At 61.7% G+C, this 12,449-nt stretch carries 10 protein-coding genes; 2 read left to right on the top strand and 8 right to left on the bottom strand.

Going from position 1 to position 12,449, the window contains the following annotated elements:
- Both FJ490_RS29140 and FJ490_RS29145 read right to left on the bottom strand, forming a co-directional pair.
- Positions 1-957 (bottom strand): sugar ABC transporter permease, encoded by a 957-nt coding sequence (locus FJ490_RS29140; protein ID WP_084016024.1) that lies wholly within the window; start codon positions 955-957, stop codon positions 1-3.
- Positions 958-1,019: 62 nt separating this feature from the next.
- Positions 1,020-2,480: a sugar ABC transporter substrate-binding protein gene (locus tag FJ490_RS29145; RefSeq protein WP_224655862.1), complete on the bottom strand. Its 1,461-nt coding sequence runs from the start codon at positions 2,478-2,480 to the stop codon at positions 1,020-1,022.
- A gap of 510 nt (positions 2,481-2,990) precedes the next feature.
- Between FJ490_RS29145 and FJ490_RS29150 the strand changes: the two genes are divergently transcribed.
- Positions 2,991-3,245 (top strand): AlpA family phage regulatory protein, encoded by a 255-nt coding sequence (locus FJ490_RS29150; RefSeq protein WP_084016063.1) that lies wholly within the window; start codon positions 2,991-2,993, stop codon positions 3,243-3,245.
- On the opposite strand, the gene FJ490_RS29155 is transcribed toward FJ490_RS29150, so the two are convergent.
- From FJ490_RS29155 to FJ490_RS29175, 5 genes are all read right to left on the bottom strand, one after another.
- Positions 3,226-4,479: a tyrosine-type recombinase/integrase gene (locus tag FJ490_RS29155; RefSeq protein ID WP_064994668.1), complete on the bottom strand. Its 1,254-nt coding sequence runs from the start codon at positions 4,477-4,479 to the stop codon at positions 3,226-3,228. The two genes, FJ490_RS29150 and FJ490_RS29155, sit on opposite strands and share 20 nt — an antisense overlap.
- Positions 4,480-4,795: 316 nt before the next feature.
- On the bottom strand, positions 4,796-6,358 hold the full coding sequence (guaA, locus tag FJ490_RS29160; protein ID WP_140498335.1) for a glutamine-hydrolyzing GMP synthase: 1,563 nt from the start codon (positions 6,356-6,358) through the stop codon (positions 4,796-4,798).
- Between the two features lie 54 nt (positions 6,359-6,412).
- A complete protein-coding gene (locus tag FJ490_RS29165; protein ID WP_140524774.1) occupies positions 6,413-7,081 on the bottom strand; it encodes a 5'-methylthioadenosine/S-adenosylhomocysteine nucleosidase in 669 nt (222 codons plus the stop codon).
- 134 nt (positions 7,082-7,215) lie between these two features.
- The gene (locus FJ490_RS29170) at positions 7,216-7,674 is read right to left on the bottom strand and encodes a PaaI family thioesterase (protein ID WP_027146613.1); all 459 of its coding nucleotides are present in this window, start codon (positions 7,672-7,674) and stop codon (positions 7,216-7,218) included.
- Between the two features lie 128 nt (positions 7,675-7,802).
- Entirely contained in the window at positions 7,803-9,092 is a 1,290-nt protein-coding gene (locus tag FJ490_RS29175; RefSeq protein ID WP_140566501.1) for an RsmB/NOP family class I SAM-dependent RNA methyltransferase, read from the bottom strand.
- Between the two features lie 317 nt (positions 9,093-9,409).
- On the opposite strand from FJ490_RS29175, the gene FJ490_RS29180 reads away from it, so the two are divergent.
- Positions 9,410-10,087: an MIP family channel protein gene (locus FJ490_RS29180; protein WP_140581171.1), complete on the top strand. Its 678-nt coding sequence runs from the start codon at positions 9,410-9,412 to the stop codon at positions 10,085-10,087.
- Between the two features lie 78 nt (positions 10,088-10,165).
- Here the strand turns inward: FJ490_RS29180 and katG are convergent, their stop codons facing one another.
- Complete coding sequence (gene katG, locus FJ490_RS29185) at positions 10,166-12,364, bottom strand: catalase/peroxidase HPI (RefSeq protein ID WP_140672389.1); 2,199 nt, start codon at positions 12,362-12,364, stop codon at positions 10,166-10,168.
- Positions 12,365-12,449: the final 85 nt, after the last annotated feature.

A 12,449-nucleotide genomic window follows, 5' to 3' on the forward strand; every position in this document is an offset into this window, starting at 1 on the left:
CTATTGCACGCGGCGGCGAACCGCCCGCCAGAGTTTCACGGTAAAGAACGCGCCGATCAACACGATGAGCCAGTTGACGACCATCAAGGCCGCGCCGCGGCCGAATGTAAGGTTCTGAAAAGCCGTGATGTAGGCTTGCACGGAAAGCGCCGAGGTCGAGTTTCCCGGACCGCCCTGCGTGGTTCCGAAGATGATGTCAAACTGGTTCAGGGACTCGATAAGCCGAAAGATCGCGGCGATCAGGATGTGGGGCGCGACCAGCGGCAGCTCGATGTTGACAAATGTGGCCCATGCCTTCCCGCCGTTGATGCGGGCGGCCTCGCGAATATCGTCCGTGATGCCCTGGAGCCCTGCGAAGATGATGAGCGCGAAGAATGGGGTGTAGGTCCAGACATCAATCATTATCACCGAAAGCAGTGCGGTCCTGGTATCCGAAATCCAGGCGAAAGGCGCCAGCCCGATCAGGGACAAAAGATAGTTCATGATGCCGCTCTGCGGGTTCATCATCGTCGTCCACATCAACGCGACACTCATGGGTGGAAGGACGAGGGGAAGTAGGATGACCGGACGCAAAGCCCTGGCCATGAACACGCCGGAGGCGAACAGTTTCGCGACTGCTAGGCCCAGCAGAGCCTCCATCACGACCGACGAGAGCGCGTAAGTTACGGTGACGCGAACACTGTTCCAGAAATCAGCCGTCCTGCCGAGCGCTATAAAGTTGGCGAAGCCGACGAACTTAGCGATCGGCCTGCCCAGGCGAAGGTCAGTCAGAGATTGGTAGACACCATAGAAGAACAGAAGAAGGAAGCCGAACAGGATAAGGACGGCAGGAAGAATGATTGCAAGGCTGAACCAGTCGATGGAACGCCCCTCCAGCGAATCCGAACCGGACGAAGCGCACGCGCCAGGTCCTTCGGCTGCCACCGGCACGATGGGTTTAAGTGCTTGGGATGACACGGCGTGGTCTCCGTCGTTGGCGGGAACAGGGCAGTGCAATAATACTGCCCTGTTCCTTTTGATCAGAGACCAGCGCGGATTTCTTCGGCAAGCGCCCTCAACGTTGTCTCGACGTCATCGCCGTTTACCATCTTCTGCATCGCCACAGCCCATGCGTTCATAGCTTCGCCGAAGCCGACACGCGGTGTGAAAGCCAGCGCGGCGTGGTCCTGTGTCTTTTTGAAGCTGTCAACGAAATTGTTGAACTCGGGCTGCGAAGCGTACTTAGTCCAGGTCTCGTCCTGCCAGGTCGACGTGCGCGGCGGATTGACGAGCTGGCCGGCAACGGCACCCTTGAGGGCCACCTGCTTGGAGGTGGCCCACTGCATGAACAGCCAGGCCGCGCCCTTCTTTTCGGAAGCCGCGTTCATGGCGAGAGCCCAGATCCAGATGTTGGAATCGAAGCTCGTGGCGTTCGGTGCGCGAAGCGGCGGAGCGAAGGCGATCTTGCCGGATGCCGGCTTTCCCGCAACATCGTTCCAGAAGCCGAACATGTTTGAGTCGATCGCCATCGCGGTGCGGCCAGACGAGATGCCGTCCACGACCTGGTACCAGTTATCATTGGCGAAGGAAGGAGCCGCGCACTTTTTGATCATGTCCACGTAATCCTTGTGGAACGCGATCGATTCCGGCGAATCCAGTCCCGTGTCGAGCTTGCCGTCCTTGACGACGAAATCGTGGACACCGTAAGAGCGGGCGATCGAGACTGCGGCGGTGTGGATACTGCTCCAGAAACGCACGCCTCGGACGCCCAACGGCGTGATGGAAGGATCGGCGGCTTTGAGTTCTTCGCACGCGTTTGCCATTTCCGGCGGAGTCGTCGGAACCGCGATGTTGTATTTGTCCAAGATATCCTTGCGGTAGAACAGCTGGATGTTCTCAAATGCGTGCGGGATTGCCCAGATTTGGCCACCATCCCCCGTTGCGACTTGGCCATCTTCCAGCTTCCAGGTAAGCGCCGAGCGTAGGCTCGGGAAGAAGTCGTTGAAGTCATATCCAGCATCGGTAAGCTTCGGATCGCCGAGGTATTTGTCCAGCGGCTCCAGAGCGCCACTCGGAGCGAGGTCCCACGCGGGCTGAATGCCAGTGCCGAACACATCCCATGCTGGCGACTTCGTCGTCAGTTGGATCGTCATCTTGCTCCAGTAGGAGTCGTCCGGGTACAGTTCCGGCGTGACCTTGATGCCGGTCAGCTTCTCAAACTCGGGAAGTTGCGCGGCCAGAGCATCGGCATACGGGTGGATGTCGTAGGCCCAAGTTATGCTGGTCCCTTCGAATTGGCGCCAGTTCATGGTTTCGGCAGCGGCCGAATTGGAGAGCGATGCCGAGACGGCAAAAAACGCTGAAGTCAAAAGCAAGCTGTTTGCGTAGCGACGGGCACCTGTAAAGAGTACGGCGAATGAGCGACCCATGTAATCCTCCCTGGGGCATTTTGCCAATTTCTGGGTCCACTCCTCCATCCCGAGTTCGCCCAAAGCCACCATAAGCGATTTCCAAATACCTCGCTCTGAATGCACCAGGCGAACTGGGTAAAAACGGGTAACCGGAATCTAAAGGTGTTGCAGTATCCCCATCAGGAATACTGCCTCCGTGGTGCTGGTCTTTGCCCGCGCCCTTCCGTGCGATCGGGACGCTGCCCGGTGACGACAACTACCAGCAGGCCGTAGGGAGGTACCCCATTGCCGCCGTTCATTCTTGCGGATCGGCGCGTAATAAACTGTCATTGAGGCTCGCGAAGTGGGTGTGCTCCTGAGCAAGACCTAGGCTTTTCGACCATCGCAAAGCTCGCCGGTTGGTCAAACGAGACGATGCGATCGTAGTTGAGAGCTATACTCAGATTGAAGCAGATGCGCGATCATTGGCCCGAAGGAGCCCTTGGTATGCAAATGGTCAAACGGGAGAAGCAAACTCAACACGAAAGCTGCCAAGGCATAGAGGCCGCGCCAGCGGATCGCTCCCTTCCGGTTCTACCTCACATTGCGGCGCGACAGGTCGTGCGAACTGTTCGCCGATCACAGTTGCGAGAAATCGTCCCGCTATCGGACACGACCATTTATGAAATGGAACAACGAGGCGAGTTCCCACGACGGTTCAATCTGACCCCCCGCTGCGTCGTTTGGGACCTGGGAGAAGTCGAAGCCTGGATTCAGGAACGGCGGAACGCGTCCTCTGCCGGTTCAATCGAACTGGCCCCAGGACCAGACGTGCGGTCACGGAAGAGAAGGCCCGTCAAATCGGATCGAGGATGACGGCTGCCCCGGAAATCGGCTGCAGTGTGGGTGCGTGTTTATTGCCAGCCGCCCACGCTTCAATCATGTCGGCCCATTCCTGCAGCATGTGGCGCCGCTGCGGTTCGTATTCAGCCTTGTTATAGACGCCCCGGGAGGAGCGACTGTCTTCGTGGGCAAGGCATTTTTCGATCCAATCGCGATTGAATCCGATCTCGTTTAGGAGCGTGGACCCGGTCCGCCGTAGATCGTGCACGGTAAAGGGAGCTAGCGGCAGATTTTGTTGTTTTGCGCGTTCCACAATCGCCATCGTAATCCGATTGAAGGTCGCGCGCGACATGGGTTCGTCGGCGTCGTAGCGAGATGGAAGCACGTATCGAGAGTTCGCGGCGCAAGTCTTAAGCGCAATCATGATGTCGAGGGATTGGCGGGACAGGTAGACGTTATGTGGCTTCTTCCGTTTCATTCGCTCTTTGGGAATGCTCCATAGCGCGTTCTCGAAGTCAACCTCATCCCACGTCGCGTCCAGAAGCTCACTTTTCCGAACCATCGTGAGCAGGATCAGCTTTACGCCCAGCCGAATGGTCGACAACGTCGGCACATTTTCCAACTCTTTCAGCATGAGTCGAATTTCTGCGGGTGACAACGCCCGGTCTTTCGCCTCGAAGGTGGCTATGGAAGCTGGCCCTACCTCGTCCGCCGGATTGGCGATCTTCTCGCCGTGCAGAATGGCATAACCATAGACCTGCTTAACGATATCCCGGACATGAATGGCCGTTGCCGGTGCGCCACGGTCCCTCACCTTTGCGCACAGCGCCCGCAAATCGTCCGATGTTATTTCTGCGAGGACCCTTTTGTCCCAAATCGGCAAGATGTCGCGATCAAAGACGGCTTTGCGCATCGAGCGCGTGCTGTCCGCCATCTTCGCCTCTTTAAACCATCTTCTGCCAGCATCGCCGAACGTGGCCGTCCCAGACAGGCGCCGCTTGTCACGCTGCTTTTCCTGGGCTGGCGATTTTCCGGCTGCAACCATTTTTCGTGCGGCAAGACAGCGGTCACGCGCCTCTGCAAGCGAGATGCCTCCCTCCCCATAGCGGCCAAGCGTCACTGTCTCTCGCCGACCATTTACTCGGTAGTCGTATCGGAATGATATCTGCCCTGTGGGAGCCACGGTCGCGTACATACCGTCACGATCAGTGACTTTGTATATTTTATCTTTTGGTTTCAGCTTCTTAAGTGCGATATCTGTGAGCATAGGAGGAGACGGACGGGCGCATCTAGGATTGTGAAACGCCTAATTTTACCGTCATTCGTTTTACCGTCAAGGCTCTGCGAGAGCCCATTGGATTCAATGCCTTACCTCGAAAGATGCCAACATGCTTGAGTCCGGCGCACTGACGGCATCAGTCTGCAGCGAAGATGACGCGAAAAGGAATGCCGTCAGATATACCGTCAAATGATTCCGCTTAGGGGCGATAGTCAGCGATAGACCTAGAGAGAAAAGAAGATAAGATTCAGAGGTTTAATGAAGTTTCTTCGATAGTCGCCGAATGCTGGCGAACGACCGACCTTTATTCCCACTCAATTGTTCCCGGCGGCTTCGACGTCACATCATAGACCACGCGGTTGATGCCGCGGACCTCGTTGATGATGCGGGTGGCGGCGGCGCCCAGGAAGGCCATGTCGTAGTGATAGAAATCTGCCGTCATGCCGTCGACCGAGGTGACGGCGCGCAGCGCGCAGACGAATTCGTAGGTGCGGCCGTCGCCCATGACGCCGACCGTCTGCACCGGCAAGAGCACGGCGAAGGCCTGCCAGATGGCGTCATAGAGGCCGGCCTTGCGGATCTCGTCGAGATAGATGGCGTCGGCTTCGCGCAGGATCTCCAGCTTCTCGCGCGTGATGCCGCCGGGGCAGCGTATGGCAAGACCCGGGCCCGGGAACGGGTGGCGGCCGATGAAACTCTCGGGCAGGCCGAGTTCCTTGCCGAGTGCGCGGACCTCGTCCTTGAACAGTTCGCGCAGCGGCTCGACCAGCTTCATGTTCATGCGCTCGGGCAGGCCGCCGACATTGTGGTGCGACTTGATCGTCACCGACGGGCCACCGGTGAAGGAGACGCTTTCGATGACGTCGGGATAGAGCGTGCCTTGCGCCAGGAAATCGGCGCCACCGAGTTTCTTGGCCTCTTCCTCGAACACCTCGATGAAGAGCCGGCCAATGGTCTTGCGTTTCTTCTCGGGATCCGCCTCGCCTTCGAGCGCACCGATGAAGCGATCCGACGCGTTCACCAGAATGAGCGGCAAATTGTAATGTTCACGGAACATCGAAACGACGCCGGCGGCCTCGTCTTTACGCATCAGGCCATGGTCGACGAGGATGCAAGTGAGCTGGTCACCGACGGCCTCGTGGATGAGCAGCGCGGCGACCGAGGAGTCGACCCCGCCCGAGAGCGCGCAGATGACCTTGCCCTTGCCGACCTGCTTGCGGATCGCCTCGACCGCGTGCTCGCGGTAGGCGCGCATCGTCCAGTCGCCCTCGATGCCGGCGATGTTGTGGACGAAATTCCTGAGCAGCCGGGCGCCGTCGGGCGTATGCACCACTTCCGGATGGAACATGATGCCATACATCTTGCGCTCGACATTGCCGAAGATGGCGAAGGGCGAGCCTTCCGACTTGCCGAACACCTCGAACCCCTTGGGCAAGGAGATGACGCGGTCGCCATGGCTCATCCACACCTGGTGACGCTGGCCGATTGCCCAGAGGCCCTCGAACAGCGGACTTTCCTTCTCGATCTCGACGAAGGCGCGGCCGAATTCGCGATGATTGGAGCTTTCGGCAACGCCGCCCATCTGCACGCACATGGCCATCTGGCCATAGCAGATGCCGAGCACCGGCACGCCGGCCTCGAAGACGATCTGCGGCGCCCGCGGGCTGCCGATATCCGTGGTCGAGGCCGGACCGCCGGACAGGATCACGGCTTTTGGATTGATGCGCTTGAATGCCGCCTCGGCCGACTGGAACGGCACGATCTCGGAAAACACGCCGGCTTCGCGGATGCGGCGGGCAATGAGCTGGGTGAACTGGCTGCCGAAATCGACAATCAGGACGGTGTCGGGTTGATTGGCTGTTTTCATGGCGAGCGTTTAGAGAAAGAAACGAGTCGGCGCAATGGGTTGCGAGCCCGACTTTCAGAACGGTCCCGCCACGTCACCAGGAGAACCCGTCCAAAGCAAGCCCGAGCCGATCGCCTGTTCGAGGCGCATGACGGCATCCGCCAGCTTTTCGTCGATGACGTGCAGATATTCGGTCCAGTCGCCGACATGCCTGAGATCAGCCGCGCCGTCGGAAATGCCGCGCAGCCCAATCAGGGGCACCTCGAACAGCTGGCAGGCGCGCAGGCAGGCGAAGGTCTCCATATCCACCATGTCTGCCGCAATTGCATCAAAGGCCGCGCCGGTGATGATCGCGCCGCCGGTCGACAGCGTGGCTTGCTTTATCCCCGGAATCCGCAACGGCAGCGACACCGTCATCGGCAGGTCGAGGAACGGCGTCGCGCCTTTCTCAAAGCCAAGCGGCGAGGCGTCGATGTCACGATAGCTGACCGAGATGGCCTGGTAAATCTCCGTCTGCTCCAAGGTCCGGCTGCCGGCGGAGCCGAGCGACACGACGAGGTCCGGCAGCGCATCTTGCGACTTCAGCCAAGACAATTCGGCGCCAAGCCGGACGGCTGCCTCGACCGGGCCGACACCGGTCATCAGCGGGGTAAACAGCCGCTGTAGATGCGGCCCGTATTCGGCCTGCACCGCCATGACGAAGAGGACGTTCTTGCCGGACAGGCGCGACACTTTATCGGTCATGATGATTTACTCCTCCCTGTCCTGCTGTCTCCACCACCTGCTCGCCGGGACCCGCTGCCTCCGGCAGCTCCCGGCGTTCGTGGCCTTTCATCGTGCCACTGGCACGATGAATTCGCCTGCGGCGAACCGGCCATTCACCCAGCAATCCCGTCGCGGCCCACCATCGTCATCATGGTGCCGGTCATGGTGGCGATCAACTTGGCTTCGCCGTCGGCGGCGAAGGCATAGGCCTGGCCGTCGGCGACGATGATGGTGCGGCCAGGCTTGGTCACCGAGCCGCGGAACAGGAAGCGCTCGCCCCTGCCCGGCGCCAGCAGATTGACCTTGAACTCGATGGTCAGCACGCCGGAATTCTCCGGCATCAGCGAGAAGGCCGCATAGCCGCAAGCCGAGTCCAGCGCGGTCGAGATGACGCCGGCATGCAGGAAACCATGCTGCTGGGTGAGTGCGGCCGAATAGGGCATTTCGATTTCGATGATGCCGGGCGTCACCAGCGTCAATTCGGCGCCGATGGTCGCCATCGCCTGCTGGCGCGCGAAGGACGCCCTGACGCGGTCCTCATAGTCCGGAGCGGGTACGATCTTTGCTGCCATGGCCGTCGCTGCTTTCACCTTTGCCGGAAAAGCTTATTGCAGAGGCGTGAGCGGCAAGCAATCATCCAATGCTGCACTGCAGCAATTTGATCTCGAGAGCGGAAGCGCAAGTTTCGCTTCCGCTCCATTCAGGAAGCCCTACGCAGCGCGCAGATGTAGAAACCGTCGGTGCCGCTCAGCGCCGGCGACAGGCAGATACCGCCCAGCGCGCCGAGCCGCATCGCCGTTTCATGGCCGGGAAAACGGCTGTCCCAGAGCCGGCGATGGTCGACCGGGGCAAAACCGCCATTGCGCTGGCAAAACGCTGCGACCTGGTCGCCATTCTCCTCGTCGAACACCGAACAGGTGACGTAGACCAGCAGGCCACCCGGCTTGACGAAGCTGCTTGCGGCATCGAGGATCGCCATCTGCTCGCCCTTGCGGGCGTCGAGCTGCCTTTGCGTCAGCCGCCATTTGGCGTCCGGGCGCCGCCGCCAGGTGCCGCTGCCGGTGCAAGGCGCGTCGACCAGGACGAGGTCCATGTGGCCAGTGAGCGGCGACAATTCCGCCGGCTTGGTGACGATCTGCACGTTGCGGTTTTCCGAGCGGCGGATGCGGTCGAAGATCGGCGCCAGCCGCGCCTTCTCGGCATCATGGGCGAAGACCTGACCCGTATTGCCCATCGCCGCCGACAGCGCCAGCGTCTTGCCGCCGGCGCCGGCGCAGAAATCGAGCACCTGCATTCCAGGCTCGGCGCCGGCAAGAGCGGCGGCGATTTGCGATCCCTCGTCCTGGACTTCGAACCAGCCCTTCTGGAAAGCCGGCTCGGCCTGCACGTTGGGATGCCGGCCGTCGCCGTCGATCGGCGGTATGCGAATGCCTTGGGGTGCGATTTGGGCTGGCTTGGCGCCGGTTTCGGCAAGTTCCGCCAGCACTTTGGCCCGATCGGCCTGCAAAGTGTTGACGCGGATGTCGAGCGGCGGGCGGGTGGCGAGCGCCGCGCCCTCCTCGACCCAGGCCTCACCGAACGCGCGTTGCAAAAGCGGCTCGCACCAATCCGGTATGTCGGCGCGCACCGCGGGCGAGGCGTCGGCAAGCCGCCGCTCGTCGGTTGCCTGGAGTTCGGTAGCCGTCAGCAACGGCGGCGCGAACCTGTCGCCGTCGAGCGCTTCGTTGAGCGAGCGCGCGGTCTGGCCCCATTCGAGCAGCAGGGCGCCGAAGCCGATGGCGCGCGGCGTGTCCTCGCCCAGCAGCCAGCCTGCCGAGCGCTTGCGGCGTAGCGCATCGTAGACGATGTTGCCGATCGCCGCACGATCGCCGCCGCCGGCGAAACGGTGCGACAGGCCCCAGTCCTTCAGCGCATCGGCCACCGGCCGGTGACGCCGGCCAATGTCTTCCAGCACTTCGATGGCCGCAGCCAGCCGTCCGCCTAGTCGCATTCTTCAGTCCACCAAATCGAGCGCATCATCTCGGTCTGCTCTTAGAGCCTTTCACGGTGAGATTGAACCCCGCCCCCTCTCGCGACGGCAGGCCGCCTGTTGGGATCGGCGAAAACCGCTCGAGCAGTAAATCTTCCGGTGCGGTCAACAGCAGATCGTCAATAGATGCAAGCTCTCTAATGTTCTTAACTGGCGGCTGCAAGCACGGTAGGGATGCGACAGCTCAGCTTTCCAAGTTTTTCGGTTGGGAATACTCTTGCCGCCATGATTCGCGGCGCGGAAAGCGTGGACCGGCGGATCGTCACGAGGAGATGGCAATGAAGACTTATCTGGCGGAAGTTCTAGGCACATTTCTGTTGGTGTTCATCGGTACCGCGTCGGTGGTGACGGGTGGCTTCGGCGGCGCGCTGCCGCTCGGGCAGGAAGGCATCGGGCTGGCCTTCGGCATCGGCCTTATCGCGGCCGCCTACGCGATCGGCCCCATTTCGGGCGCGCATCTCAACCCGGCTGTGACACTCGGCGTGTTCCTTGCCGGCCGGTTGCCGGCCAAGGACGTCATCCCCTACTGGATCGCACAGATCATTGGCGCCATCCTGGCATCGCTGGCGCTGTGGATCATCGTCTCCGGCCAGGTCGGGGGACACACTGGCGGCTTCGGCGCCAATGGCTGGGACGAGACGAAATGGGGCGTCTCTTCCGCGTTCCTGTGGGAGTTGATCGGCACCTTCACCTTCGTCACCGTGATCCTCGGCGTTACCGCGGAAAGGCATGCGACGGCCTTCGCTGGATTGGTCATCGGCCTGACGCTGGCGGGTATCCACTTCGCCATGATCCCGGTGACCGGCACATCGGTCAATCCGGCCCGTTCCATTGGCCCGGCGCTGTTTTCGGGCGGCGCCGCGATCAGCCAGCTCTGGCTGTTCATCGTCGCGCCGCTGATCGGCGGCGCCATTGCCGGCGTCGTCGCCAAGGCGCGCGTCTTCGAAAAGGACTGACTTCGGAAGCCTGGACAAGAAAAAGGCGCGGGGCCAAGCCCCGCGCCTTTTTCTTGGGTCGAGAAGTCCTTGCTCGGATCAGGCAGCGATGTCGAACCGGTCGGCGTTCATCACCTTGGTCCACGCCGCGACGAAATCCCTGGCGAATTTCTGCCCGGCATCCGCGGACCCGTACACCTCAGACAGCGCACGCAGCTGCGCATGCGAGCCGAAGATAAGGTCGGCGCGGGTACCGGTCCACCTGACCGCCTTGGTCTTGCGGTCGCGCGCTTCGTAGATCTCATCCGAACCGGCGGCCGGATCCCAGACCGTGTTCATGCTGAGCAGGTTGACGAAGAAGTCGTTCGTCAGCGTGCCCGGCCTGTCGGTGAACACGCCGTGCCTGGACTTGCCGGTATTGGCGCCGAGCACCCGCAGGCCGCCGACCAGCACCGTCATCTCCGGCGCGGTCAGCGTCAGCAACTGTGCCCGGTCGACCAGCATCGCCTCGATCGACATCGGCTGCGGCCCCCGGACATAGTTGCGGAAGCCGTCGACTTTCGGCTCAAGCGCGGCAAAGGAGGCGACGTCGGTCTGTTCCTGCGAGGCATCCATGCGGCCCGGCGTGAACGGCACCTTCACCTCGTTGCCGCCATCCTTTGCCGCCTTCTCGACCGCGGCGACGCCGCCGAGCACGATCAGATCGGCCAGCGAGATCTTTTTCCCGCCGGTCTGTGCCGCGTTGAACGCCTTCTGGATGGATTCGAGCGTGGCAAGCACCTTGGCCAATTCAGCAGGCTGGTTGACGTCCCAGTCCTTCTGCGGCGCCAGCCGAATACGGGCGCCATTGGCGCCGCCGCGCTTGTCGGAACCCCTGAACGTCGAGGCCGAAGCCCAGGCGGTCGAGACCAGTTCGGAAACTGACAGGCCCGAGGCCAGGATCTTGGCCTTCAGCGATGCGATATCCTGTTCGCTGACCAGTTCATGGTCGACGGCCGGGATCGGATCCTGCCAGATCAGCTCCTCCTTCGGCACGAGCGGGCCAAGGTAGCGAACGACCGGGCCCATATCGCGATGGGTGAGCTTGAACCAGGCGCGGGCGAAGGCATCGGCGAACTGATCCGGATTCTGGTGGAACCGCCGCGAGATCTTCTCGTAAGCCGGGTCGACCCGCAGCGCGAGATCGGTGGTCAGCATGGCCGGCGCGCGGCGCTTGGAGGGATCATGCGCGTCCGGCACCGTGCCGGCACCTGCGCCGCCCTTAGGCGTCCACTGATGGGCGCCGGCCGGGCTTTTCGTCAATTCCCATTCGTAATTGAACAGGTTGTCGAAGAAGTTGTTGCTCCATTTGGTCGGCGTCGTGGTCCAGGTGACCTCGAGCCCCGAAGTGATGGCATCGCCGGCAATGCCCGACGCGTGCTTGCTCGACCAGCCGAGGCCCTGCGCCTCGATGCCGGCGCCTTCCGGCTCGGCGCCAACCAGCGAGGCATCGCCGGCGCCGTGGGTTTTGCCGAAGGTGTGGCCGCCGGCGATCAGCGCCACTGTCTCCTCGTCATTCATCGCCATGCGGCCGAAGGTTTCCCTGATGTCGCGTGCCGAGGCAAGCGGATCAGGCTTGCCGTTCGGGCCTTCCGGATTGACGTAGATCAGGCCCATCTGCACGGCCCCGAGATGGCCGCGAAGCTCGCGGTCGCCGGAGTAGCGCTCGTCGTCGAGCCATTTGGTTTCCGATCCCCAATCGACGTCCTGCTCGGGTTCCCAGACGTCGGCGCGGCCGCCGGCGAAGCCGAAGGTCTTGAAGCCCATCGATTCCAGGGCGACATTGCCGGTGAGGATCAGCAGGTCGGCCCAGGAAATCTTGCGGCCATATTTCTGCTTGACCGGCCACAGCAGGCGGCGCGCCTTGTCGAGATTGGCGTTGTCAGGCCAGCTGTTGAGCGGTGCGAAACGCTGCTGGCCGGCGCCGGCGCCGCCGCGGCCGTCACCGATGCGGTAGGTGCCGGCGCTGTGCCAGGCCATGCGGATGAACAGCGGCCCGTAATGGCCGAAGTCGGCCGGCCACCAATCCTGCGAATCCGTCATGACATGGTGCAGGTCCTTGATCACCGCGTCGAGATCGAGGCTCGCGAATTCCTTGGCATAGTCGAAGTCCTCGCCCATCGGGTCGGAGAGGTTCGACTGCTGGTGGAGAACGCTGAGGTCCAGTTGGTTGGGCCACCAGTCACGGTTGGTCCTGGCACCGGGTCCATGCGCGACAGGGCAGTTGCCCGCGCTGTTGTCGTCGGTTTTCGCGTCCATCTTGCACTCCAATTTTTTGCCGAGGGTTCCGGGCAGCCAGCGCCGCCATCCTGGAATGATTCCAGACTAGGCCAGCCTGCCGATA

It is taken from the genome of Mesorhizobium sp. B2-5-11 (assembly GCF_006440835.1).
Taxonomy (GTDB): domain Bacteria; phylum Pseudomonadota; class Alphaproteobacteria; order Rhizobiales; family Rhizobiaceae; genus Mesorhizobium.

Excerpts from the sequence above, each read along its gene's own strand:
- FJ490_RS29145 (WP_224655862.1), bottom strand. The coding sequence starts at position 2,480 with ATGGTGGCTTTGGGCGAACTCGGGATGGAGGAGTGGACCCAGAAATTG.
- FJ490_RS29155 (WP_064994668.1), bottom strand. The coding sequence starts at position 4,479 with ATGCTCACAGATATCGCACTTAAGAAGCTGAAACCAAAAGATAAAATA.
- guaA (WP_140498335.1), bottom strand. The coding sequence starts at position 6,358 with ATGAAAACAGCCAATCAACCCGACACCGTCCTGATTGTCGATTTCGGC.
- FJ490_RS29165 (WP_140524774.1), bottom strand. The coding sequence starts at position 7,081 with ATGACCGATAAAGTGTCGCGCCTGTCCGGCAAGAACGTCCTCTTCGTC.
- FJ490_RS29170 (WP_027146613.1), bottom strand. The coding sequence starts at position 7,674 with ATGGCAGCAAAGATCGTACCCGCTCCGGACTATGAGGACCGCGTCAGG.
- FJ490_RS29175 (WP_140566501.1), bottom strand. The coding sequence starts at position 9,092 with ATGCGACTAGGCGGACGGCTGGCTGCGGCCATCGAAGTGCTGGAAGAC.
- FJ490_RS29180 (WP_140581171.1), top strand. The coding sequence starts at position 9,410 with ATGAAGACTTATCTGGCGGAAGTTCTAGGCACATTTCTGTTGGTGTTC.
- katG (WP_140672389.1), bottom strand. The coding sequence starts at position 12,364 with ATGGACGCGAAAACCGACGACAACAGCGCGGGCAACTGCCCTGTCGCG.